The following is a 22,716-nucleotide window of genomic DNA, read 5'->3' as shown; positions in this document are numbered from 1 at the left end:
GCTGAGCCCCGTCCGGTGTCGATCCTAATCCGGCATGGACATGGTCCGCAGGTCCAGCTGCCGGAGGACCCTATCAGCGACTTCCGGATCGGTGCCTGGCTCATTGCGGGCCGCCACCACTTCCTGGCGGGCTGCGTCCAGGGCGATGGTTTGCACGGCAATGGAGAGTTCCCGTCCACGCTTACGCTTCTCGGCGACGGACTCGTTCTGCAATGTGCCGTCCAACAGCTCAGCGTGAAGGCGGCGCATCTTCTCCTTCACCAAGGTCACCTTCTCGGCCGGGAGTTCCTTCATGAGGTCGTGGTCCTTCAGAGCGGCCACGGCGGCAGACTGTGCACGCTTCGCCAGGACCTTCGCGGCGTCCTGTTCGTGTGATCCGTCCTCGGTCGCATCCAGGACCCGCATGAGCCACGGCAGCGTGAGCCCGGGCAGGACCAGGGTGGCTAGGAGCACCGCGCAGGCGATCACCAGGATCTCGTGGCGGGCCGGGAAGTCGCTGCCGTCCGGCAACGTCATGGGGAGTGCCAGGGCCAGCGCCAGGGTGGCGAGGCCGCGCATGCCGCACCATGTCAGGATCAACACTTCCTTGGGCGAGGTTGGCTGCAACAGGTTTCGGCGTTTTCGAGCGGTGAGGGCGAGTAGACCCAACCACAGGAAGCGCACCACAAACACCAGGACGCAGATCACCACCGCCATGCCGATCATGCCAAAGATAGCAGTGCCTTCATCGCGGATGACGTGACGGATTTCCAGCCCCACCAGCCCAAAAGCCAGCCCGGTTGCCAGCAGCTCCACCACGTCCCAGAAGGCGGTCCGCGTGATGCGTTCGGCGGCATCCTGAGGCCGCGTATGGCGCTGCAGTTCCAAGGCGGTGACGACGACGGCCACCACACCTGAGGCGTGCAGCTCCTCCGCGAGGATGTAGGCGGCGAAGGGAACAACCAGGGTCACGGCACTGCGGGCAACCATGGACGTCACCAACGTAGTGATGAACTTGGTCAGCCAACCCATCGCGACGCCAATCACCACGGCCAGTGCGGCGCCAATGACAAACTGGGGAATGACCTCGGGGCCAACTTCCTTGCCGGACATGGTTGCCGCAACCGCTGCCTGGAAGATCACGATTGCCGCGGCGTCGTTGAAGAGTCCTTCGCTCTGGAGGACAGTGATGAGCCGTCGCGGCATGTGCACACGACCCGCCACGGATTCCACCGCAACGGGGTCCGGAGGGGCCACCATGGCACCCAGCGCAATTGCCGCCGGAATGCCGATACCCGGGATCATCAGCCAGGCAGCACCAGCCACTACTGCAGTGGAGACCACCACCAGGGCCACGGCCAACAGCAGCAGTGTCCGCCAGCGTACGCGAAAAACCGCCCAGGAGCTCTTTTGCGCGGTCGCGAACAACAAGGGCGGAAGGAAGATCGGCAGGATCAGTTCCGGCGAAATCTCAAACTCGGGAAAGCCCGGTATGAAGGTCAGCCCAACGGCCAGGAGCAACATCAACACCGGGTACGGAAGCCGAAGCCTGTCCCCCAAGCCCACTGCCACCACCGTCGCGAGCAGCAACCCGACAATGAGCGCCAACTGATCCATGTTCCTGCTTCCCCAGAGGTTGTAAGGCCCTTCCCCGGGCGAAGCCGAAAAAGGTCCCTACCAACATATCCCGGTGCGCAGGCTCACCCTGTGCGTGGTCCGCGTCTCCAGTGCAGGATCAGTCCTCCGTGAGGGCATCCACCACGTCCTTGGATCCGTCCTTAAAGGCGATGGTCCGGCGGATGGTGCCCGGCAACTCCAGCACCGCCGCAGTGACCAAGGCAACATTGGCCCGTGAGGTCTCCGTGCCGCTACCGGGGTTCTCCGGGTCAGTCTGGATCTGACCCGTGGCCGGCCCGTCGGTCAGGGTTCCAGGGCCCAGGACGGTCCAGTCCAACTCGGTAGCCCGCAGGTAATCGTCGGCCGCCGCTTTGGCCTCGGCATAGGCAAAGAACGGGTTGTCGGCGGGCACACCGTGGTCCTTGGCAGCACCAATATAAGAAACCATCACATACCGTTTAACCCCCGCCTCTGCGGCGGCGTCCATCGACCTGATGGCTGCGTCCCGATCCACGGCATAGGTCCTGTCAGGATTCCCTCCACCGGCTCCTGCCGACCAGACCACGGCATCGTGGCCCTTGAGCGCTTGGGCGAGTTCCGCCGTCGTCGAGTTCTCCACATCCAGCACCTCAGCCGAGGCACCGGTCTCCGTGACATCTGCCACATGGTCGGGATTTCGGATGAAGGATGTGACGTCGTGACCTTCGCCACTAAGAATGCGGGACAGATGCAGGGCCACTTTCCCGTGGCCACCAATGATTGCGATTCGGCTCATGAAACCATTCTGTCCCACTCAACGAAAAAAGACCCCGCAGGCAGAAGCTGCGGGGTCTTGCTCTGTAGCGGTGGGGAGGCTCGATCTCCCGACCTCACGATTATGAGTCGTGCGCTCTAACCAACTGAGCTACACCGCCACGAATGAGAAAAACCTGTGTCAAGCCGGTCAAAACCGCCTTGACACAGGCCCTCATCCAGAGCCCCCCACCGGAATCGATCCGGTGACCTCGTTCTTACCAAGAACGCGCTCTACCACTGAGCTAGGGGGGCAACGAGTAAATACTCTACCGGACGTTTTCGGAAGCTACAAATCGGCGAAAAAACGCGAAAAGACAGCGCCGACACAATTTGCGAAGACGCTCAATCCTTGATCTATTTTCGGCTTCAAACAGCCAAGCTTCAGGGCAACCGGAGCACCTGTCCAGGGTAGATCCGGTCCGGATTTGGCACCGTATCCGCGTTGGCGGCAATCAGGGAACCAAGGTCCACCCATACAGCGCGGCGATCCCGTTCATGGTGTCACCCTGCTCCACCACAACCTCAGTGGCCCGCGGCGCCACTGGACCTGGCTGTCCGGCCCCCGTAGCGGCCGCCTGCGCTGCTGCAGCGTCCGCGGCCGCGGGAACCCGCCTCATGGGAAATTCCCGCCGCACAGTGGCGCGCACAGCCACCAGGACCCGGAGGTAAGCGTTAAACACGTCAGGGGGCCGGCTCGATAGCCGGCCCCCTGACGGGAACTACTTAGTGTTTACCACTTGCGAAAGTGTTTACCATTTGCCCTTGCGGTTGAAATCGCGGTGTCCGCCTTCGCCGCCACTGCGGGGCTTGCGTGCACCATCACCGTGGCCGCCGAAGCGGGATCCGCTGGCCTGGCCGCGATCGCGGTCGCCGAAGCTGCCTGCGGTCCGCTCGGAGCGGTCGCTGTAGGAGCGGCCACCGCGGTCAGCGGAGGTACGCTCGCCGTCGGACTTACGGAAGTCCTTCTTGAAGCCGCCGGAACCCTTGAAGTTTCCGCCACCGCGGTTTTCGCGGTCGCCGTAGCCACCGCGTCCGCCAGCGCCGCCACCGGAGTAGCCGCCGCGCTCGCTGTTGGGCCTGCGGCCGTTATCCAGCTCGAGGTTGATCAGCTCACCACCGATGCGGGTGCGGGACAATGCACGCAACTGATCGGCGCTCAGGTCTGCCGGGAGCTCCACCAAGGAGTGGTCCGAGCGGATATCGATGCCGCCGATCTGTGCGGAGGAGATGCCGCCTTCGTTGGCAATGGCGCCTACGATCGAACCCGGCATGACACGCTGGCGGCGTCCCACGGAGATACGGTAGGTGGCGTTGCCCTCGGTCAGCGCGCGGGTCGGCCCACGTGAGCCGAAGCCATCCTTGGAGCGCTCACGCTTCTGGTACTCGGGAGCTGCAGGCAGTTCCTTCACCAGCAGAGGCTGTCCACCCTGCGCCATGACGGCCAGGGCTGCGGCGATCTCAGAGGCCGGAACGTTGTGCTCTTCCTCGTAGGAAGAGATGAGGTCGCGGAACGCGGCAACGTCTTCGGATGCGAGGGTCTCCGTAATGCGCTCTGCGAACTTGCCCAGACGCAGGGTGTTCACAGTCTCGGCAGTAGGAAGGTGCATCTGCTCAACCGGCTGACGCGTCGCCTTTTCGATGGAACGCAGCAAGTACTTCTCACGCGGCGTCATGAAGAGGATAGCGTCACCCGAACGACCCGCACGGCCCGTGCGGCCGATGCGGTGCACGTAGGACTCGGTGTCGTGAGGGATGTCGTAGTTGATCACGTGGCTGATGCGCTCAACGTCAAGGCCACGGGCGGCGACGTCGGTAGCAACCAGGATGTCAATGCGGCCTTCCTTCAGCGCGTCAACAGTGCGTTCGCGCTGCTGCTGCGGGATGTCGCCGTTGATGGCGGCAGCCTGGAAACCGCGGGACTTCAACTTGTCGGCGAGGTCCTCGGTAGCCATCTTGGTGCGCACGAAGGCGATAACGCCGTCGAACTCTTCAACTTCGAGGATGCGGGTCAGGGCGTCCAGCTTGTGCGGGCCCATGACCTGCAGGTAGCGCTGCTTGGTGTTGGCACCGGTGGTGGTCTTGGACTTCACCGAGATCTCAGCCGGGTTGTTCAGGTACTGCTTGGACATGCGGCGGATCTGGCCCGGCATGGTGGCGGAGAACAACGCAACCTGACGGGTATCAGGGGTCTGCTGGAAGATCTGCTCAACGTCATCGGCAAAGCCCATGCGCAGCATCTCGTCAGCTTCGTCCAGCACCAGGTACTGGAGCTCGGAGAGGTCCAATGAACCCTTGGCGATGTGGTCAATCACGCGGCCGGGGGTGCCGACAACTACCTGTGCACCGCGGCGCAGGCCGGCCAGCTGTGGGCCGTAAGCGGAGCCACCGTACACCGGGAGGACGGTGAAATCGTCAATGTGCTTGGCGTAGGAAGTGAATGCCTCAGCAACCTGGAGGGCCAGTTCACGCGTCGGAGCCAGGACAAGCGCCTGGGTCTTGCGGGACGGGCCGTTGAGGTCGTGGAGTTCAGCCAGGCGGGACAGGGCAGGAACGGCGAATGCCGCGGTCTTGCCGGTACCGGTCTGGGCGAGGCCTACGACGTCGCGGCCTTCGAGCAGCAACGGAATGGTGGCTGCCTGGATGGGGGACGGCTTCTCATAGCCGACATCCTGCAGGGCGGCCAGGACGCGTCCATCGATGCCAAGATCGACGAACTTGACGCCTTCTTCGTCCTCGTCCCCTGCCTTGGGGGCAGGAGCTTCGGTGAAGGCGGGGGCTGCAGTCTCAGCTGCAGGAGTCTCGACGGGGGCAGCGGCAGCAGCCGGTGCTTCAGCTTCGGCGGGTGCGGAGGTCTCAGCTACAGCAGCGGACTCGGCGGTCTGGGCGTCGAAGTTTTCGTTGAGATTTTCGGTCATAGGGGGAAATTCCTCATCCATAGGGCAGTCGGCGCGGCCCGGTTGGGCTTGGCCGCATTACTCGTCGCGAGAAACAGGAAAGGTGCCCTGTTTGTCGCAAGAAGTCCGGCGCTATCGCAATCCCATGGCAGGACTTCCCGCTGCATCTCTTGGCTGCTATCCCAGCAGTCTGTACAGCGTTTTCTTTAGCCGGCTCTCCCTATGAAAATGCCCACACACATTTGCGGGCCCCAACACTTACCAGTCCTGCCTCAAGAATTGGGCAGGATAAAGGGATTTCCGGAGTGGGGGATATTTCAAGTGTAGGGCACGCAGGCCCATCAGCGCGACCCGAGGGAGCACAAGGGCGGGGTGAGCTTGTTCACACCCGGATCTACGGCCACACGGTGGGGACCTAGAGTCCGTTTCTGCGCAGGACCTTTTCGAAGACGGGGTGGTAGTCCTCCTGCAATCGGATCTCGCCGTCGGCATCGGCATCGAGCAGGATCTGGACCAGTTCCGGAGTGGGCTCACTAAACCACTGACCCACGGTAATTCCGTGCCGGGGGACGAAAGTGCGGTGGATGTGATCCCCCGCGGAAATGGTGCCTGTCTTGATCACCCGAAGGTAGGTGCCAACCCGGCCGGCCTGCGTGAAACGCTTCACCCATTGCGGCTCGCCGATCACCCGTTGGAAGGTGGCGCACGGAACCCGTGGTGAGGTGACTTCCAGCTCCACATCCAAACCGATCTTCCAACGTTCGCCAATGACAGCCCCGGTGGTTTCGATGCCGGTGACGCGCAGGTTCTCGCCGAAAATTCCGGCTGGCATCTCCCGCTGCAGCTCACCTGACCAATAGTCAGCATCAGCCTGCGAATACGCGTACAGAGCCTGGTCCTCCCCGCCGTGATCAACCCGGTTTGCCTGCACATCCCCATGCAGTCCGAGTCTGTGGACCTTAACCGGCCCCTCCACGGGGCGCTTGTCCATGCCGGTGACGCCCACGCTCCCCTCGGGGTCGGGCAGCAACTGGTGCACACGGCAGACGGCAAGGAGGGATGCGGTGTTCATGGACAACAGTGTACGGACGCAAGGGGCCAGGATTAAGGATCGAAACGGTAGCCCATGCCCGCTTCCGTGTGAAGGTGCCTGGGTTCGGCAGGATCCCGCTCCAACTTCCGCCGAAGCTGGGCAATATATACGCGCAAATACTGCGTTTCCTTCGCATACGCCTGCCCCCACACCTGGGTGAGGATCTGCTGCTGGCTCACCAGCTTCCCCTTATTACGGACCAGCAGCTCCAGGATGTTCCACTCCGTGGGTGTCAGGCGCACTTCCGCGCCATCCTTGATGATCTTCTTGCCAGCCAGGTCCACCATGAAGTCCGTGGTGGCCAGTGTTGGTTCCTCATGTTCGGTAACAACCCGGCGCGAGGCGACCCGAAGCCGCGCAAGCAGCTCATCCAAACCGAAGGGCTTGGTCACATAGTCGTCCGCACCGGCGTCGAGCGCTTCTACCTTGTCCTCAGAGGCGTGCCGCGCGGACAGCACAATGATTGGCATGCTGCTCCACCCGCGAATGCGACGAATGATCTCCACTCCGTCCATGTCCGGCAACCCGAGGTCCAGCACCACAATCTCCACTGGTTGCTTGGCCGCAGCCTGCAAGGCCTCGGCACCGGTGCCGACGGTCAGCGCCTGATAGCCATGCGCTTGGAGGGTCACCTGCATGGCGCGGGCAATACGGGCTTCATCCTCAACAATGAGCACCAGCGTCATTGCGCACCCCCGGTCCACAGCGGCAACGTGACCACCATGGTCAGGCCACCGCCCGGCGTCGGCTCCGCAGCAAGCCTGCCGCCCATGGCTTCACTGAAGCCCTTCGCCACAGCCAGGCCCAATCCGATCCCGCCACCGGCGCTGATCCCGCCGGCAGGCGACTGCGATGGGGAATCACCAAAGCGTTGAAACGGCTGGAATATATCCACCACTTCCTTATGCCCCACTCCCCCGCCGTGATCGATGATTCTCAGTTCGCTGGCGGGCCGGTCCCCCAGGGTGATGCCCTCTCCGGCACGCGCCGTGAGGACCACATCGGACTCCGGCGCATACTTCATGGCGTTCTCCACAATGTTGGCCACCACCCGTTCAAGCATCCCGGCGTCGGCCTGCACCGGGGGAAGATTGGGCGGCAATTCATTGCGCAGCCGTTCCCTGGGGACCCCCCGTAGCGCCTGCGGCAACACCTCAGCCCACACAATGCCCGTCAGCAGCGGATTGACCGCGTCAGCCGTAATGCGCGACATGTCCAGGAGGTTGTCCACCAAATGGTCCAAGCGGTCGGCGTACTCTTCGATGGTCTCCAGCAACTCGCGTTCCACGTCGGGAGGAAATGTCACGTCCTCCTGGCGCAGGCTGCTGACAGCGAGCTTAATCCCGGCCAAAGGAGTCCGGAGGTCATGGGAGACGGCGCGCAGGATGGAGGTCCGCATCTTGTTGCCTTCAGCCAACCTCACGTTGTCCCTCCGGCTTTTCACCAACTGTTGCCGATCCCGGACAGCCACAACAAAAGCCCCGAAGGCGGCCAGCATCCGTTGCTGGTGGGCTGACAACGGTCCGCCGCGCAGCAGCAACGTGTAATGGGGATCGACGACGGCGGCATGGTCTGCGGCGGCATGGGTCACCGGCGGATTCGGGCCGGCACCCGCCAGGACTCGCCACTCCGGCGTCGAACCGGCTGACGCGCCCTGCTGCGATGAACCCAGTAGCGTCACCGCTTCCATTCCCAGGTTGCTGCGGACTTTCTCAAGGAAGGACTCCAGGCTCCCATCAGAGCTCAGGATGCGTAGGGCCAGCTCGCTCAAGGCCGTAGCCTCTGCACCTGAGCGGGCTGCCTCCTGCGCCCTGCGGCTGGCAAGGCCCACCGCGAGGGCAACCCCACAGGCCACCGCAAGGAAAACCACCAATGTAAACAAGGTGGTGGGATCGGCGATGGAGAGGGACCCCACCGGGTCCGCTGAGAAGTAGTTAAGGAGGAAGCTGCCCAGCACCGCGGCCACCACAGCCGGCCACAAACCACCAATGGCCGCCACCGCAACAGCTACTGCCAGTTGCAACAGCATGATCATGGCAAAGTTGCGGAATCCGAGGACCGTGACCATGAGTTCAATGCCTGGCGGCAACACAACAGCCAACACCAGGCCCGTGATCACCCGGGCGGTGCCGATGCCGCGGATCGGCGGGAGCCGCAGCAGCACGCCGTCGTCGCCGCTGCTGTTTGCTTCAGGTCCCGCCATGGCTACATCCTTACATGCTTCCAAACATGGGGACTTATCCCCATTCACGGCCGTCACCCGTGCCTGCGCGGCGCACAGGGACTAGGCTTGCTCTGAGTATTCTGGTCCGGCGTGGCGCCGGACACTTCAACGGTCTATCCAGGGGGATATACATGGGCCCGAATGACAGCCCTGACGCAGCCGGCAACAACGGCGGCAGCAGGGACAACAACGGCGACTTTGCGGCGGGCAACAATCCGCCCAAGCCTCCTCCGTGGCAGGTACCCAAGCCCGAGCTCCACCCTGAGCTGTTCACGCCCGTCGAGAAAGAACCGGCGCAGGGCAGCACCGGCAAGCGCAGGAAAAAGCCCGCCGGGGCACCCCAGCCTGGGGCTGGAGCACCCAAGCCCGGCCAACCCCTCCCCGTGGTTGACCCCTTCGCTAAAGAACGCGAGCGCGGTGAGGCCGAGGCGGCCAAGAAGAAGAAGCGCTCGCATCGCCGCACCCTGGTGGTGGGTCTGGGTGTGACTGCCCTCCTGGCCGGAACCATCACTGCGATTGTGGCCAGCAACAAGGAGGAAGCTGACTACGCACAGGTCTGTTTCAATGAGGAAACCGGCGAGCGCGTTGATGACAACCAGTGCGACAACAGCAGTTCGGCGGGCCGCAGTTCAGGGGTATACGCCTGGTACTTCTATTCCCGCGGGGCCAGCGTGCCTGCCGTGGGCCAAAACCGCAGCTCCTACCCGAGCTACACCAAGAATGTGCCCACGGACGCCAAGGCTTCCAAGGGGTACAGCACCAAGGGCGGCACGGTCAGCCGCGGCGGCTTTGGCAGCAGCTCCAAAAGCGGCGGAAGCTCGGGGGGCTAGGCGTGCGTCGACTCCCCTCCGAGCCCAGGCCGGACTGGAAGCAGAAGATCGAAGAACAGGGCCTGGTATTTTCCACTACCACCATGCCCGATGGCCGGAACATCGAGTACTGGAACGAATCGGCCTATTACGAATTCACCGAAGACGAGGTGGAAACCCTCGAGAAAACCGCCGAGGACATGCACATCATGTGCTTGGAGGCGGCGAAGTACCTCGCCACCGGGGCCATGGGCGATATCGGCATCGGGCGGCAGGCTCTGGAATTGGCCGGGGAGTCGCTGCAGGCCGGCGACATGGATATTTACGGTCGCTTCGACTTCATCTATGACGGCAAGGGTGGTCCGGCCAAGATGCTGGAGTACAACGCCGATACCCCTACCGGGCTGATCGAGGCTTCCGTGGCTCAGTGGTTCTGGCTGCAGGACGTCTTCCCGGAGAAGGACCAGTGGAACGGAATCCATGAGGCCCTGATCCGTCAGTGGAAGAAGCTGCAGTTCCGCACCGGCATGAGCACCTTGCATGTTGCCCACTCCGAGGCGGAGGAATCCGGCGAGGACTGGATGACGGCGGCGTACATGCGGGATGTTGCAAGCCAGGGCGGTTGGACCACCATCGGGATCAATATGTCCGATATTGGCTGGGACCCCAACCTGAACCGGTTCGTGGACCTGGACAACTTCATGATCAGCACCATGTTCAAGCTGTACCCGTGGGAACTGATGATGAAGGAACCCTTCGGACACCGCCTCCTTCAGCGCGCCCACAACCCACGCTGGGTTGAGCCGGCGTGGAAGATGCTGTTGTCCAACAAAGCCCTGCTGGCTGCGCTGTGGCACCTCTACCCCAATCATGAGAACCTGCTGCCTGCCTACCTCGGCGATCCCGGTCCTCTCAAGGAATGGGTGGCCAAGCCGCTGCATGGACGCGAGGGCGACAACATTCGCATTCACGCCCCCGGCATCGAAATCCAACAGCCAGGTGGTTATGGTCGCGAAGGCTGGTGTTTCCAGCAGTACCACTCCCTTCCCGACTTCGACGGCAACCATCCTGTCCTGGGCCTGTGGGTAGTGGATGGCGAATCCGTGGGCTGCGGAATCCGCGAATCAGACGGACCCATCACGGACTATTTCTGCCGCTTTGTCCCCAATACCATTGACGCCCCGGCGCCCATCGCGCCCCCTGCTACTGCCTACGGAGCTGCACTATGAGCACAGAAACCTCGACGCCGGGTGGCGGCTCAGCGGGCGGCGACCGCACCGCCGTCGTACCTTCCAAAGGCCTCCACGCCGGGATCCTGGACCTGGGCGACTCCGTCATGCTGGGCCTCGCCTCCACCGCGCCCGTCTACTCGCTTGCGGCAACGCTGGGACTCATCGTTGCAGTCAACGGCAACTACACTCCCCTGATCCTGATCCTCGGCTTCATCCCCGTGCTGTTCATTGCCTACGCTTTCCGTGAGCTCAACAGCGCCATGCCGGATTGCGGTACTACGTTCTTCTGGGCCCGCAAAGCCTTCGGTCCGTGGGCTGGCTGGCTGGGCGGCTGGGGCGTGGCCCTGGCAGGTGTGGTGGTGCTGGCCAACCTGGCGCAAATCGCGGGCAAGTACGTGTGGCTGCTGATCGGCGACGGTTCACTGGCCGATAACACCTGGCTGGTCACTGCCACCGGTGTGCTGTTCATTGTGTTCATGACGTACGTGAACCACCGCGGCATCCGTTTGGGCGAGCATGTCCAGCGCACCCTGACCTACATTCAGTACATTTCGCTGGGCATCTTTGCGGTGGCCATTGTTTTCCGGATCGCAGGCGGTGCGCCTGAAGGGCAGGCCTTCGACTTTGAGTGGTTCAATCCTGCCGGCGCCTTTGCAGATCCCGGCGCCGTGGTTCATGGTGTCCTGCTGGCTTTGTTCATTTATTGGGGCTGGGACACGTGCCTGGCGCTGAATGAGGAGACGGAAAACCCTGCCAAGACCCCCGGCCGTGGCGCCGTTCTCTCCGCCACAGTCCTTCTGGCGATTTACGTTTCCGTGGCCCTCCTGGTGATGATGTACGCCACGATCGGTACCGACGGCATCGGACTGGGCAACGAGGCAAACCAGGACGACGTCTTCCTGGCCATGAAAGACGTTGTGCTGGGTCCTTGGGGCTGGCTGATCATTGTGGCTGTGCTTGCCTCAGTCCTGTCCTCCACGCAGACCACCATCCTGCCCACCGCCCGCGGAACCCTGTCCATGGGTGTCCACGGCGCGCTTCCTCCCCGGTTCGGCAAGGTCCACGAGCGCTTCATGACTCCGGGCTTCTCCACTCAGGTGATGGGTGCGGTGGCTGTGGTGTACTACGTTGCCATGAGCTTCCTGAGTGAAAACCTGCTCTCGGACTCCATCAGTGCTATCAGTTTGTTCATTGCGTTTTATTATTCGCTGACTGGTTTCTCCTGTGTATGGTTCTTCCGCTCCACGCTCCGGGATTCGGCCAGGAACCTGTGGTTCCGCGGCATCCTGCCGTTCCTTGGTGCACTATCTCTTGCTGCGGCTTTCTTCATCTCCGCAGTCCAGATGTGGGATCCGGCTTATGGGGACACACAGATCTTCGGCATTGGCGGGGCGTTCGTCAGCGGCGTACTGTTGTTGGCCCTAGGCGTTGTGTTGGCGGTCGTCTGCCGCTTCGCACCCTCCACCCGGGGTTACTTCACCGGTGAGCGCGCCGAGGTGGGTGTGGTCCGCGGCGAGTAGGCTGCGTTCCTCCCCAGTTAGTCTCCCGAAAGGGCCGGAAACACCCTGTGACACGGGCGTTTCCGGCCCTTCTTTCGGTGAACCGGGGAACTAACCGGGGAGGAACGCAGCGTTGGCCGCTTAAGATGCTGGAATGAGCGATTCAACGACGAACACCTCCGACGTCCTTGCCCTCGATTCCCTGCTGACGGCAGACGAGCTGGCCCTCCGCGAGCGGGTCCGCGACTTCACCGCACAGCGGATCCGCCCCAACATCGCACGCTGGTACGAGGACGCTCATTTCCCCCGCGGGATCGCAACGGAGCTGGGTGAGCTCGGTGTTCTGGGAATGCACCTGGACGGTTACGGCTGCCCCGGCCGGACCGCCGTCGAATATGGCCTCGCCGCGATGGAACTTGAGGCCGGCGATTCGGGGATCCGCACGTTCGTCTCGGTCCAGGGCTCCCTTGCCATGACGGCCATCCATAAGTGGGGCTCGGAGGAACAGAAAGAGCAATGGCTTCCTCGAATGGCCGCCGGGGAGCTGATCGGCTGTTTCGCGCTGACCGAGCCGACGGCGGGGTCTGATCCGTCATCCATGACAACTTTTGCCCGCCAAACAGCCGACGGTTGGGTCCTGGATGGTGCCAAACGCTGGATCGGCCTCGCGACCATTGCAGACGTCATGGTGGTATGGGCGAACACTGAAGACGGCATCCGAGGGTTCCTGGTTCCCGCCGGGACCTCCGGTGTGAGCGCTACGCCGATTGAGCCGAAGCTCTCCATGCGCGCTTCCATTCAGTGCGATGTAAAGTTCGACGGCGTGAGGCTGGGTTCTGAAGCCATCCTCCCGGGTGCCTCGGGACTTCGGGGACCATTTTCATGCCTGAATGAGGCGCGATACGGGATCGCATGGGGTGCAATGGGAGCGGCCCGGGACTGCTACGAAGCTGCGTTGGATTATGCCGGCAATCGCCTCCAGTTTGGTCGGCCGCTGGCGGGCTACCAGCTGACGCAGGAGAAACTTGTGAACATGCTGGTGGAAATCCAGAAGGGCACCATGCTGGCCCTTCATTTGGGCCGCTTGAAGGACACCGGCCATCTTCAGCCCCAGCAGATTTCTTTGGGCAAGCTGAATAACGTCCGCGAGGCCATCAAGATCGCCCGGGAGGCTCGGACGATCCTGGGCGGCAACGGCGTCACCTTGGACTACTCACCGCTGCGGCACGCCAACAACCTGGAGTCGGTGCGGACCTATGAGGGAACGGATGAGGTCCACACCCTGATCCTGGGTCAGCACATCACGGGCATCGGAGCTTTCCGTGGCTAGCCCCCCCAACTAAGGGAGGACCAGCAGATTGAAGTAGCCGCGGAGCCCCTTGACCACGTCTACGTCGTCGGGGGCCAGCAGCCACTGTGTTTGGAGCCCGTCCCACAGTGCAACCAAGGACATTGCAGCTTCATCAGGATCGACGCCGGCCCTCAACCTGCCTTCTGCAGCCAGCTCGGCGAAGCGCCGTGCATAGCTTTTCCTCAGCCGATCGAAGCGCTCGGTGAAGTAAACGCGCCCTGGATGCGAATCGGTAACGGACTCCGCGCACAGAATGGTGTACAGCTCAACCAGGCCCGGAATGTTCTCGTTGAACAGCGCCGTCCGGAGTACTGAATCGACCAGGCCCTCTTCCATGTCATCAGGGAAGGCATCGCCGGTGATTTCGTCGCGTCGCTCCAGGACTGCCATCAGGAGATCACGCTTGGACGGGAAATAGTGCAGCAGGCTGGTTTGGCTCAGCCCCACCCGGTCGGCAACGTCCTGCAGTGACCCGCCCCGGTAGCCGTGGGCAGCGAACACCTCATGGGCGGCATCAAGAATGGTCCGGCGCCGTTCTTCGGATTTTGCGTAGGGGCCCCGCCGCGCTGCTCGGCCCACGTCCTTTGTGGTCATGGCTAGCCAGTGTACATGTGTGTTTCGACTCAAAAATGAAATTCGAGTGACTACTCGAATTTTCTGTTACCGTAGTCACACTTGCCGCGGCGGACTGAAGGAATTCCCAGCCGCGTCATCGTCAACCTGACACGAAGAGGTGAAGGCTCGTGACCCGATTCACGCGAAGACAACTCCTGGGCGCAGGCCTGGGAACAGCAGCCATGGGCTTGCTGAGCGGGTGCGCTACTCCAGGAACGCAGTCCGTCAACGCCGCACCAACCATCCCCGCCGCCGGGGAGCCCGTGCGGCTGACCTACTGGGCTTGGCTTAAGGACTTCCAAAACGTCGCTGATGTCTGGAATGCGTCCAATCCCAACATCCAAGTGGATGTGGTGTGGATCCCGGGCGGCAACGCAGGCGGGTACCAGAAGCTGTACTCAGCCCTGGCCGCTGGCGGCGGACCTGACCTGGCTCAGGTGGAACTACGGTCCATCCCGGAGTTCATGCTGGTGAACGGACTGGTTGATCTGAACCGCTATGGCGCCAAGGACCACGAACACTTGTACGACCCCACCCTGTGGAAGCAAGTCAGCTACACCGGGGGCGTTTACGGCATCCCCCAGGACGCCGGCCCTATGGGCATGTTCTACCAGCCCGCCATCCTGGACAAGGTGGGGGGCAGCGCCCCGAAGACCTGGGACGAGTGGGCTGCCTTAGCCGCCGAACTTCGCTCCGTGGACAGTTACTTGGACTGCTTCCCCATCAGCGATGCCTCTCCCTTCGCGTCCTTCGCGGGGCAGGCCGGCGCCCAGTGGCTGCGACCGGAAGAGGATGGCTGGGTCATCAACATGACCGACGACGCCACGCTCAACACCGCGCGTTTCTTCGACAAAGCGATCGACGACGACCTCGTCACCACCGCGTACGGCGCCTTCTCCCCGGGTTGGTTTGCGGCCGCCGGCAAGGGTGGCATTGCCTCCACCGTCACCGGCAGCTGGGGCGATGCTTTGGTGCAGGGCGTCAGTGGCTCCGAAGGTAAGTGGCGCGTCGCGCCGATGCCCACGTGGGGCGACACCGGCTTTGGCTCCAGCTACCTGGGTGGCTCTACGGCGGCGGTGTTGGCCAACAGCAAACACCCCAAGGAAGCACTCGAGTTTGCGGTGTGGCTGACCACGTCCAAAGAGGGAATCGACGCCGAGATCAAGCACAGCGGCATCGGCTGGTCACCCAACCCCGACTTTATTGGCACGGATCGGCAGCAGCCCTCGGCGTTCTTCGGTGGCCAACGCTATAACGAGGAAGTCTTTGTTCCCGCCGCCCAACAGCAGAACCCGGACTGGTCCTGGTGGCCGGTGACCCAGCAGTCGTTCAACATCCTCAGCGACGGCTTCCGCAAAAAGGCTTTCGGTACCTCATTGGTCGATTCAATCGCAGCTTCCGAGCAGCAGATCATCACCGTTTTCAAGAACAAGGGCCTCAGCATTCGGAAGGAAACGGCATGACCACCACCCGCACCGCATCTACAGTGCAGCGCCCCGCCGCCACGGCACCAAACCGTCCGGGCAAGCGGGCCGGCGCTGCTGCACGCGCCCCTTGGCTTCTGCTGGCTCCGTTCCTGGGGCTCTTTGTCCTCACCTTCCTGCTGCCCATTGTTGTGGCCATCATGTCCAGCTTTACCAAGGTGACCCGCAGCGGGCTCTTCGGTGAAGCCGGCGTGACCAGTGAGTTCGCCGGCTTCAGCAATTACGCCCAGGCTCTGGCCGACGGCAGCTTTGTGGCGTCCATTGGCCGAATGCTGCTCTTTGGTATCGTCCAGGTTCCCGTGATGATCGTCCTGTGCACGGCGTTGGCTCTCATGCTCGAGTCAGCATCGGCAAAGTGGCCTGGCTTCTTCCGTGCCGCCTACTTCCTCCCCTACGGTGTACCGGGCGTCATCGCCACCATCCTCTGGTCCTTCCTGTACGTGCCCGGGCTCAGCCCGCTGTTTGACGCAGCCAAGATCGTTGGCTTGACTCCCGATTTCCTGGGCGCCAACAGCGTCCTGTGGTCCATTGCCAACATCGTCACGTGGAGCTACACGGGCTACAACATGCTGATCATCGTGGCGCAGCTCAAGGCCATCCCGGTGGAACTCTACGAGGCAGCCAAGGTGGACGGCGCTTCCACGTGGCGTGTTGCCCGGAGCATCCAACTCCCCTTGATCCGCCCCGCACTGATGCTCACCACGGTGTTTTCCATCATCGGAACGCTGCAACTGTTCGCTGAAGCGCAGGTCCTCAAGACCGTTGCTCCGGCCATCGACAGCCAATACACGCCCAATCTCAGCGCGTACACCACCGCGTTCGCCTACAACGACTACAACGTCGCTGCAGCCCAGTCGGTCATCATCGCCGTGGCCGCATTCGCCCTTTCCTTCGCTTTCCTCGCACTGACGAACAGGAAGTCCTCATGACCTCCACAGCAACGAAGCCCGCCACTCCCGCCATCCGCAGCAAGACATCGGCGGGTCCGGACCGTTCGGCCGGACGACGGCGGTCATCCACCATCATTGTCACCGCACTTTTGGTGGTGGTGGCCTTGTACTTCCTGATTCCCGTGTATTGGGTGTTCGTGGCCTCCACAAAATCCACGGAAGACCTCTTCTCCACCAATGGCTTCTGGTTCGCGCCCACTTTCTCTCTGTGGGAAAACATCGGCCGTGTGGTCAGCTACGACAACGGCATTTTTGGCCGCTGGTTCCTGAACTCGGCCATCTACGCAGGTGTCGGCGCGCTCCTGGCCACATACTTTGCCGCAGCAGGCGGCTATGCCTTGGCCAAGTACCAGTTCAAGGGACGCAACCTGGTGTTCGGCACCATCCTTGGCGGCGTCCTCGTTCCGGGTACTGCCACTGCCCTGCCGCTCTTCCTGCTGTTCAGCCAGATGGGCCTGGCCAACACGTACTGGAGCGTCCTGCTGCCCTCCCTGGTTTCACCATTCGGCCTGTTCCTCTGCCGGATCTACGCCCAAGCCACAGTGGATACCTCGCTGATTGAGGCCGCACGGATCGACGGCGCGGGCGAGCTCCGCATCTTCCACACCATTGGGCTCAAGGTACTGACGCCGGCCTTGGTCACCGTGTTCCTGTTCCAACTGGTGGGCATCTGGAACAACTACTTCCTGCCTTTGGTCATGCTGTCCGATTCCGAGCTTTACCCCATCACGCTGGGCCTGAACAACTGGTTGAGCCAGGTTGACCGTTTGCCCGAATTCTATGAACTGACCACGGGCGGGGTGCTGCTTTCCATCATTCCTCTCAGCATCGCCATGGTTGTCCTGCAGCGCTTCTGGCGCGGCGGACTGACAGAAGGAGCCGTTAAGTAATGACCACGTCATTGGACGCCAGCTACATCACTGACACCGGTCCGGGATCCGGCAAGAGACTCCCTGCCCGTTCCTGGCTGCACACCGACGCACCCACCATCTCCCTGAACGGGACGTGGCGTTTCCGGCTTCTCCCGGGGGCTCCCGGAACCCCGGGCGGCCGGGGTGTCCTCCCCGCCGGCGAACCCACTGAAGGCGTCGCCGAGGAAGCCCTGGATGACTCCACCTGGGACCAGATCCCGGTTCCCGCGCACTGGGTCCTGGAAGGCGATGGCCGTTATGGACGGCCCATCTACACCAACGTCCAGTTTCCGTTCCCTACCGATGCACCCCATGTCCCGGATGAGAACCCCACCGGGGATTACCGCCGAAGCTTCGAAGTGCCCGCCGACTGGAAGGACGCCGAACGCCTTGTTCTGAGGTTCGACGGCGTCGAATCCCGTTACAAGGTGTGGCTCAATGGCAGCGAGATCGGGGTGGGTACCGGCAGCCGGCTCGCCCAGGAATTCGACGTCACCGAGGCAGCACGCCCCGGACAGAACGTCCTGGCTGTGCGGGTCCATCAATGGTCTGCGTCCAGCTACGTGGAGGACCAGGACCAGTGGTGGATGCCGGGCATCTTCCGCGATGTCACCCTCCAGGCCCGCTCTGCGAAGGGCATCGACGACGTCTGGCTGCGCACGTCTTATGCCAACAACGCGGGCGTCATCGACCCCGAAATCACGGCTGACAACGCCGCCTACCCGGTGCGGCTGTCCGTACCCGAGCTGGACGTCGACGTCGTCTGGAACTCCCCTGCCGACGTCACCCCGGTGGCAATTGCCGCCGTCGAGCCCTGGTCCGCAGAGGTTCCGCGCCTCTACAACGCCACCGTGTCCAGCGATGGGGAAACCATTTCGCTGCGCCTGGGATTCCGGACCGTGGAGATCAAGGGCGACCGGTTCCTGGTGAACGGCAAGCGCGTGGTGTTCCATGGCGTCAACAGGCATGAGACCCACCCTGACCGCGGCCGCGTGTTTGACGAGGACTTTGCCCGCCAGGACCTTGCCTTGATGAAGAAGTTCAACGTCAACGCCATCCGCACCAGCCACTACCCGCCGCATCCCCGCCTGTTGGACATCGCGGACGAGATGGGCTTCTGGGTGATCCTCGAATGCGATCTTGAAACCCACGGCTTTGAACGGCACGGCTGGGTGGGTAACCCCAGCGATGATCCCGCGTGGCGTGAAGCGTACCTGGACCGCATGGAACGGACCGTGGAGCGGGACAAGAACCACCCCTCGATCGTCATGTGGTCCCTGGGCAACGAGTCGGGCAGCGGCTCCAACCTGGCCGCGATGTCCGCATGGACGCATGCCCGGGACACTGGCCGCCCCGTCCACTACGAAGGCGACTACACCGGCGCTTATACCGACGTCTATTCCCGGATGTACTCCTCCGTGCCGGAAACCGAAGCGATCGGCCGGGACGATTCCGGCTCGCTGCTCCTGGGATGTTCCGCGGCGGAGTCCGCACGCCAGCGCACCAAACCGTTCATTCTCTGCGAATACGTCCATGCCATGGGCAACGGACCCGGCGCAATCGACCAGTACGAGGACCTGGTGGACCGCTACCCGCGGCTGCATGGCGGCTTTGTCTGGGAATGGCGGGACCACGGTATCCGCACCACGGACGCCAACGGCACCGAGTTCTTTGCCTACGGCGGGGACTTCGGCGAAGTGGTCCACGACGGCAACTTTGTGATGGACGGCATGGTCCTTTCCGACTCCACACCCAGCCCTGGACTCTTTGAGTACAAACAGATCGTCGCGCCCCTGCGCTTGGGTTTCAGCACGGAAACGCACGACGGCGGCACGCGCCGTTCCGTCTCCGTCGCCAACCTGCGGCACACCGCTGATGCGTCCGACGTCGTCCTGCGCTGGCGCACCGAAGTGGACGGCGAGGTGACCGCGTCCGGTGAGCTCGACGTCGTCACCTCGGCCGGCGTCCCCCTCCCCGCGGGGAATTCGGCGCTGATTGAGTTGCCGGAGTTCGCATCCATGGACTCGGGAGAGTGCTGGCTGACTGTGGAGTCGGTCCTTCGCAAGGACACAGCGTGGGCCGAGGCCGGGCACGTGATCTCCGCTGCGCAGCTCCAACTCTCAGACGCTGCGCCGCGTCTGAGCATCCCGCGCCCTCACTCTTCGTCCAACCGTGCCGTCCACGGAGTGGCGGGTACGGTTGCGCTGGGGCCCGGGGTCTTTGAAAACGGCCGGCTGGTCTCGCTGGCCGGACTGCCGGTGGCCGGGCCGCGCCTGGAATTGTGGCGGGCTCCCACCGATAACGACGCCGGCGCCGGCCGGGGCAGCTACGACCTCGCCGATCCGTGGCTCAACAACGGCGACGGTGTTGCCGCACCGTCATCCGAGAGCATCTGGCGTGCCGCCGGTCTTGACCGGTTGACGGCCAGGGTGGAGAAGGTCTCGGCCAGCGGATCGGACGTCTCCGTCCGTACCCGCTACGCTGCAGCCGATGCCGCACATTGGGTCTCTGTGGAGGAGAACTGGCAGCTGTCCGATGGCGAGCTGTGGCTCCGTCTGGACATTGTTCCCAGCTCGGGGTGGGACATTATCTGGCCGAGGGTGGGGGTCCGCTTTGACCTGCCCGGATCAGTGGATGGCGCGTCGTGGTTCGGCGCCGGCCCCCGTGAGTCATACCCGGACAGCATGCATGCAACGCTTGTGGGCCGCTACTCGGCGGGCATCGACGAGCTTTCGGTGAGCTACGCCAAACCGCAGGAAGCGGGACACCGGAGTGCGGTTCGCACGCTGGACCTGCAGAACTCCGGAGAACACTGGCTGGGGTTCAGCGCTATCCCTGATTCCCGTGGGCGCCTGCCCGGTTTCACGCTCTCACGGCACACGGCGCAGGAGATTTCTGCCGCAGCCCACCCGCACGAGTTGCCGGCAAGCAAGGGCAGCTACTTGTACCTCGATGCCGCCCAGCATGGGCTCGGGTCCAGGGCGTGCGGTCCGGACGTCTGGCCGGACCACGCGCTGCGTCCGGAAGCACGGACGCTGACGTTCCGGATCACTGAAGCGGGCTAGATCCCCCCGTTGCGGGGCCCGCTCTGCATGCTTCCGGGCACGAATAGCGCGCAGAGCGGGCCCCACAACACCACCCCCGTGCGTTGCGGGGCCCGTTTTGCGCGATTCGACGCGGGAATACCACGCAGAGCGGGCCCCGCAACGAAAGGACAGGGGTGTCAGGCGACCGCCACGGGCTCCTTCTTAGCTGCATCCTTGCGGATGGTGGCACTAATGACAGCGGCCACCGTGCACATGGCGGCTGCGCCCAGCCAGGCGTAGTTGTAGTGCCCGGTGGCATCGCGGATGAACCCGGCCAGGAGTGCCGCAACGGCAGCCCCGAGCTGGTGGGCTGCGAACACCCAGCCGAACACCACAGACCCGTCGGCACCGAAAACCGAGCGGCAAATAGCGGCGGTGGGAGGCACGGTGGCTACCCAATCGAGCCCGTAGACCACCACGAAGATAATCATGCTCGGCTCAACCGACGAGCCCAGAAGCAGCGGCAACACCAGCAGACCGATCCCCCGGAACTGGTAATACACAGCCAGCAGCACTTTGGGGTTGAAGCGGTCCGTTAACCATCCGGACGCGATGGTCCCCACGATGTCGAAGATCCCGACGACGGCCAGCAAACCCGCCGCTGTGGTTTCAGGCATGCCGTGATCGTGTGCGGACGGAATGAAGTGCGTGCCGATCAGTCCATTGGTGGTAGCCCCACAGATCGCGAATCCCGCTGCCAATGCCCAAAACGTCCGGACCTTACTCGCGCGTTTGAGGACCTGCAGTGCACGAATCGCGGCGTTGGGAGAATCCCCTGCCCCCGGCACAGCAACCACAACGGCGGGCTTGCCAAACGTCGCAGCGGTTGTTCCGGCGTCGGCGGCTTTCGTGTCAGATTCAGCGGCGGCGGGTTCAGCCGCTGCGGCTTCCTCGGCACCGTAAGGCAACACCCCGACGTCGGCAGGTGAGTTCCGCAGCCAGCGCAGCACCAGCGGGACTACTGCGAGCGCACCTGCCGCGATGAGCAAGGATGCACCGCGCCAGCCCGGGTTTTGGGCAAGGGCCGCGATAAAGGGCAGGAATACCAACTGGCCGGCTGCACTACCGGCAGTCAGGATGCCGATCACCAGGCCACGGCTTTCGGCGAACCAGGTGTTGGCGATGGTGGCGGCGAAGACAAGGGCCATGGAACCGGTGCCCAGTCCGATCAGCAGGCCCCAGGTGAGCAGGATCTGCCAGGACTGGTTGACGAAGACCGTCAGGGCGGAGCCGAGCCCGATGAGGCAGAGAGCCAGCGAGGTGACCTTCCGGATACCGAAGCGCTCCATCAGGGCCGCGGCGAACGGAGCCGTCAAGCCGAACAGGACCAGGTTGATGCTTACGGCCAGGGACAGGACCGTGGTGGACCAGCCGAATTCCTCCTGCAGCGGGACCATGAGGACGCCGGGCGCCGCACGGAACCCGGCGGCTCCAACCAGCGCCAGGAAGGCAACCGCTGCAACGATCCAGGCGGGGTGGAGGCGTCGGCGCCTGCCCGCCTTTCCCGTGGGGGTCCGTGTTTCTTCGGGCGGGGTCCCTGTGACGTCGGGAGCGGTCATGCGGGGATCTCCGTACCAGGGGAAGCTGTAGTTCGGGTTTCAGCTGTGTTTCGGGTTTCAAGGGGTGCGACGGCGAGCGGAAGTGGATGGTCACTGCGTTTGAAGCTGTGCCAGCTGGTGTTGGCTGCGGTCAGCCGGGCGCCACAGCTGGTGCAGGTATCGGCGGACATGGTGGCTTGACCGCAGTCAGTGTGGATGACCTTCATGTGGGACACCTCGTTGGGAGCGTCCAGGTGTTTCTCAGCCCAGATGATGATGGCGTTGAGCACGGGAAGCGTGTCCTCTCCCTTGGGGGTGAGGACGTATTCCTGCCGTGTGCGGGCGCCGTCCTGATAGGGGCGTTGGGCGAGCAGCCCAGCGTCCAGAAGCCATCCCAGGCGTTTACTGAGGACGTTGTCGGCTACTTCGAGGCGTTGCTTGATCGCATCGAAGCGGCCGTTGCCGAAGAAGATCTCGCGGAGGACCAGGCTCCCCCAGGGGTCGCCGAGGACATCCAACCCACGGGCAAGGCTGCACGTGCGCGCAGACCAGTCAGAACGAAGAGGCATGCGCACAAAATTAGCTGACTTCGCTAAAGAAAGCTAGGTGTTGCGCAGGCGAAAAGATCCGACTCTTGTT

The 22,716-nt window shown here is 63.2% G+C and carries 19 protein-coding genes and 2 tRNA genes; 8 read left to right on the top strand and 13 right to left on the bottom strand.

What is annotated here, in order from left to right; genetic code table 11:
* Positions 1–24: 24 nt before the first annotated feature.
* The 10 genes from MOD31_RS05970 to MOD31_RS05925 form a co-directional block, all read right to left on the bottom strand.
* Entirely contained in the window at positions 25–1,596 is a 1,572-nt protein-coding gene (locus tag MOD31_RS05970; protein ID WP_166839862.1) for a Na+/H+ antiporter, read from the bottom strand.
* Positions 1,597–1,714: 118 nt separating this feature from the next.
* Positions 1,715–2,371 carry an NAD(P)-dependent oxidoreductase gene (locus MOD31_RS05965; protein ID WP_250820110.1) on the bottom strand — a complete coding sequence of 219 codons (657 nt, stop codon included), beginning with the start codon at positions 2,369–2,371 and terminating at the stop codon, positions 1,715–1,717.
* A gap of 65 nt (positions 2,372–2,436) precedes the next feature.
* Positions 2,437–2,510: transfer RNA gene (locus tag MOD31_RS05960), tRNA-Met, on the bottom strand.
* A gap of 61 nt (positions 2,511–2,571) precedes the next feature.
* A tRNA-Thr gene (locus MOD31_RS05955) sits at positions 2,572–2,643 on the bottom strand.
* 129 nt (positions 2,644–2,772) lie between these two features.
* The gene (locus tag MOD31_RS22135; protein ID WP_223940669.1) at positions 2,773–2,862 is read right to left on the bottom strand and encodes a LysM peptidoglycan-binding domain-containing protein; all 90 of its coding nucleotides are present in this window, start codon (positions 2,860–2,862) and stop codon (positions 2,773–2,775) included.
* Positions 2,844–3,071 (bottom strand): hypothetical protein, encoded by a 228-nt coding sequence (locus tag MOD31_RS05945; RefSeq protein ID WP_250820109.1) that lies wholly within the window; start codon positions 3,069–3,071, stop codon positions 2,844–2,846. The genes MOD31_RS22135 and MOD31_RS05945 overlap by 19 nt, the downstream gene beginning before the upstream one ends.
* Positions 3,072–3,140: 69 nt before the next feature.
* Complete coding sequence (locus MOD31_RS05940; RefSeq protein WP_250820108.1) at positions 3,141–5,306, bottom strand: DEAD/DEAH box helicase; 2,166 nt, start codon at positions 5,304–5,306, stop codon at positions 3,141–3,143.
* Positions 5,307–5,700: 394 nt separating this feature from the next.
* Positions 5,701–6,357: an MOSC domain-containing protein gene (locus tag MOD31_RS05935; protein WP_142938310.1), complete on the bottom strand. Its 657-nt coding sequence runs from the start codon at positions 6,355–6,357 to the stop codon at positions 5,701–5,703.
* Positions 6,358–6,389: 32 nt separating this feature from the next.
* The gene (locus tag MOD31_RS05930) at positions 6,390–7,064 is read right to left on the bottom strand and encodes a response regulator (RefSeq protein ID WP_166839860.1); all 675 of its coding nucleotides are present in this window, start codon (positions 7,062–7,064) and stop codon (positions 6,390–6,392) included.
* Positions 7,061–8,581 (bottom strand): ATP-binding protein, encoded by a 1,521-nt coding sequence (locus MOD31_RS05925; RefSeq protein ID WP_250820107.1) that lies wholly within the window; start codon positions 8,579–8,581, stop codon positions 7,061–7,063. Before MOD31_RS05925 ends, MOD31_RS05930 begins: the two co-directional genes overlap by 4 nt.
* Before the next feature lie 152 nt (positions 8,582–8,733).
* On the opposite strand from MOD31_RS05925, the gene MOD31_RS05920 reads away from it, so the two are divergent.
* The 4 genes from MOD31_RS05920 (at position 8,734) to MOD31_RS05905 (ending at position 13,472) form a co-directional block, all read left to right on the top strand.
* Positions 8,734–9,432, top strand: a complete 699-nt coding sequence (locus MOD31_RS05920) for a Tat pathway signal protein (protein ID WP_142938307.1) — start codon at positions 8,734–8,736, stop codon at positions 9,430–9,432.
* A gap of 2 nt (positions 9,433–9,434) precedes the next feature.
* Entirely contained in the window at positions 9,435–10,640 is a 1,206-nt protein-coding gene (locus MOD31_RS05915; protein WP_166839854.1) for a glutathionylspermidine synthase family protein, read from the top strand.
* Positions 10,637–12,163 carry an APC family permease gene (locus tag MOD31_RS05910; protein ID WP_223940673.1) on the top strand — a complete coding sequence of 509 codons (1,527 nt, stop codon included), beginning with the start codon at positions 10,637–10,639 and terminating at the stop codon, positions 12,161–12,163. Before MOD31_RS05915 ends, MOD31_RS05910 begins: the two co-directional genes overlap by 4 nt.
* A gap of 133 nt (positions 12,164–12,296) precedes the next feature.
* Complete coding sequence (locus MOD31_RS05905) at positions 12,297–13,472, top strand: acyl-CoA dehydrogenase family protein (RefSeq protein ID WP_250820106.1); 1,176 nt, start codon at positions 12,297–12,299, stop codon at positions 13,470–13,472.
* Positions 13,473–13,481: 9 nt separating this feature from the next.
* Here the strand turns inward: MOD31_RS05905 and MOD31_RS05900 are convergent, their stop codons facing one another.
* On the bottom strand, positions 13,482–14,087 hold the full coding sequence (locus tag MOD31_RS05900; protein ID WP_223940675.1) for a TetR/AcrR family transcriptional regulator: 606 nt from the start codon (positions 14,085–14,087) through the stop codon (positions 13,482–13,484).
* Between the two features lie 149 nt (positions 14,088–14,236).
* Between MOD31_RS05900 and MOD31_RS05895 the strand changes: the two genes are divergently transcribed.
* Genes MOD31_RS05895 through MOD31_RS05880 form a run of 4 tightly spaced genes read left to right on the top strand, consistent with a single transcriptional unit; the run spans position 14,237 to position 20,518 of the window.
* On the top strand, positions 14,237–15,571 hold the full coding sequence (locus MOD31_RS05895; RefSeq protein WP_250820105.1) for an extracellular solute-binding protein: 1,335 nt from the start codon (positions 14,237–14,239) through the stop codon (positions 15,569–15,571).
* Positions 15,568–16,521: a carbohydrate ABC transporter permease gene (locus MOD31_RS05890; RefSeq protein WP_223940677.1), complete on the top strand. Its 954-nt coding sequence runs from the start codon at positions 15,568–15,570 to the stop codon at positions 16,519–16,521. The genes MOD31_RS05895 and MOD31_RS05890 overlap by 4 nt, the downstream gene beginning before the upstream one ends.
* On the top strand, positions 16,518–17,432 hold the full coding sequence (locus MOD31_RS05885) for a carbohydrate ABC transporter permease (RefSeq protein ID WP_142938300.1): 915 nt from the start codon (positions 16,518–16,520) through the stop codon (positions 17,430–17,432). The genes MOD31_RS05890 and MOD31_RS05885 overlap by 4 nt, the downstream gene beginning before the upstream one ends.
* A complete protein-coding gene (locus MOD31_RS05880; RefSeq protein ID WP_250820104.1) occupies positions 17,432–20,518 on the top strand; it encodes a glycoside hydrolase family 2 TIM barrel-domain containing protein in 3,087 nt (1,028 codons plus the stop codon). The genes MOD31_RS05885 and MOD31_RS05880 overlap by 1 nt, the downstream gene beginning before the upstream one ends.
* A gap of 158 nt (positions 20,519–20,676) precedes the next feature.
* Here MOD31_RS05880 and MOD31_RS05875 read toward each other — a convergent pair whose 3' ends face one another.
* Entirely contained in the window at positions 20,677–22,098 is a 1,422-nt protein-coding gene (locus tag MOD31_RS05875; protein WP_250820103.1) for an MFS transporter, read from the bottom strand.
* Positions 22,095–22,646, bottom strand: coding sequence for a helix-turn-helix domain-containing protein (locus tag MOD31_RS05870; RefSeq protein ID WP_250820102.1), 552 nt, complete (start codon positions 22,644–22,646; stop codon positions 22,095–22,097). Before MOD31_RS05870 ends, MOD31_RS05875 begins: the two co-directional genes overlap by 4 nt.
* Between the last annotated feature and the right edge of the window lie 70 nt (positions 22,647–22,716).

It is taken from the genome of Paenarthrobacter sp. TYUT067 (assembly GCF_023656375.1).
Lineage (GTDB): Bacteria > Actinomycetota > Actinomycetes > Actinomycetales > Micrococcaceae > Arthrobacter.
Note: the sequence above shows the minus strand (reverse complement) of the source record. Positions and strands in the feature narration are given on the sequence as shown.

Excerpts from the sequence above, each read along its gene's own strand:
- MOD31_RS05970 (WP_166839862.1), bottom strand. The coding sequence starts at position 1,596 with ATGGATCAGTTGGCGCTCATTGTCGGGTTGCTGCTCGCGACGGTGGTG.
- MOD31_RS05965 (WP_250820110.1), bottom strand. The coding sequence starts at position 2,371 with ATGAGCCGAATCGCAATCATTGGTGGCCACGGGAAAGTGGCCCTGCAT.
- MOD31_RS05940 (WP_250820108.1), bottom strand. The coding sequence starts at position 5,306 with ATGACCGAAAATCTCAACGAAAACTTCGACGCCCAGACCGCCGAGTCC.
- MOD31_RS05935 (WP_142938310.1), bottom strand. The coding sequence starts at position 6,357 with ATGAACACCGCATCCCTCCTTGCCGTCTGCCGTGTGCACCAGTTGCTG.
- MOD31_RS05930 (WP_166839860.1), bottom strand. The coding sequence starts at position 7,064 with ATGACGCTGGTGCTCATTGTTGAGGATGAAGCCCGTATTGCCCGCGCC.
- MOD31_RS05925 (WP_250820107.1), bottom strand. The coding sequence starts at position 8,581 with ATGGCGGGACCTGAAGCAAACAGCAGCGGCGACGACGGCGTGCTGCTG.
- MOD31_RS05920 (WP_142938307.1), top strand. The coding sequence starts at position 8,734 with ATGGGCCCGAATGACAGCCCTGACGCAGCCGGCAACAACGGCGGCAGC.
- MOD31_RS05910 (WP_223940673.1), top strand. The coding sequence starts at position 10,637 with ATGAGCACAGAAACCTCGACGCCGGGTGGCGGCTCAGCGGGCGGCGAC.
- MOD31_RS05905 (WP_250820106.1), top strand. The coding sequence starts at position 12,297 with ATGAGCGATTCAACGACGAACACCTCCGACGTCCTTGCCCTCGATTCC.
- MOD31_RS05900 (WP_223940675.1), bottom strand. The coding sequence starts at position 14,087 with ATGACCACAAAGGACGTGGGCCGAGCAGCGCGGCGGGGCCCCTACGCA.
- MOD31_RS05890 (WP_223940677.1), top strand. The coding sequence starts at position 15,568 with ATGACCACCACCCGCACCGCATCTACAGTGCAGCGCCCCGCCGCCACG.
- MOD31_RS05885 (WP_142938300.1), top strand. The coding sequence starts at position 16,518 with ATGACCTCCACAGCAACGAAGCCCGCCACTCCCGCCATCCGCAGCAAG.
- MOD31_RS05880 (WP_250820104.1), top strand. The coding sequence starts at position 17,432 with ATGACCACGTCATTGGACGCCAGCTACATCACTGACACCGGTCCGGGA.
- MOD31_RS05875 (WP_250820103.1), bottom strand. The coding sequence starts at position 22,098 with ATGACCGCTCCCGACGTCACAGGGACCCCGCCCGAAGAAACACGGACC.
- MOD31_RS05870 (WP_250820102.1), bottom strand. The coding sequence starts at position 22,646 with ATGCCTCTTCGTTCTGACTGGTCTGCGCGCACGTGCAGCCTTGCCCGT.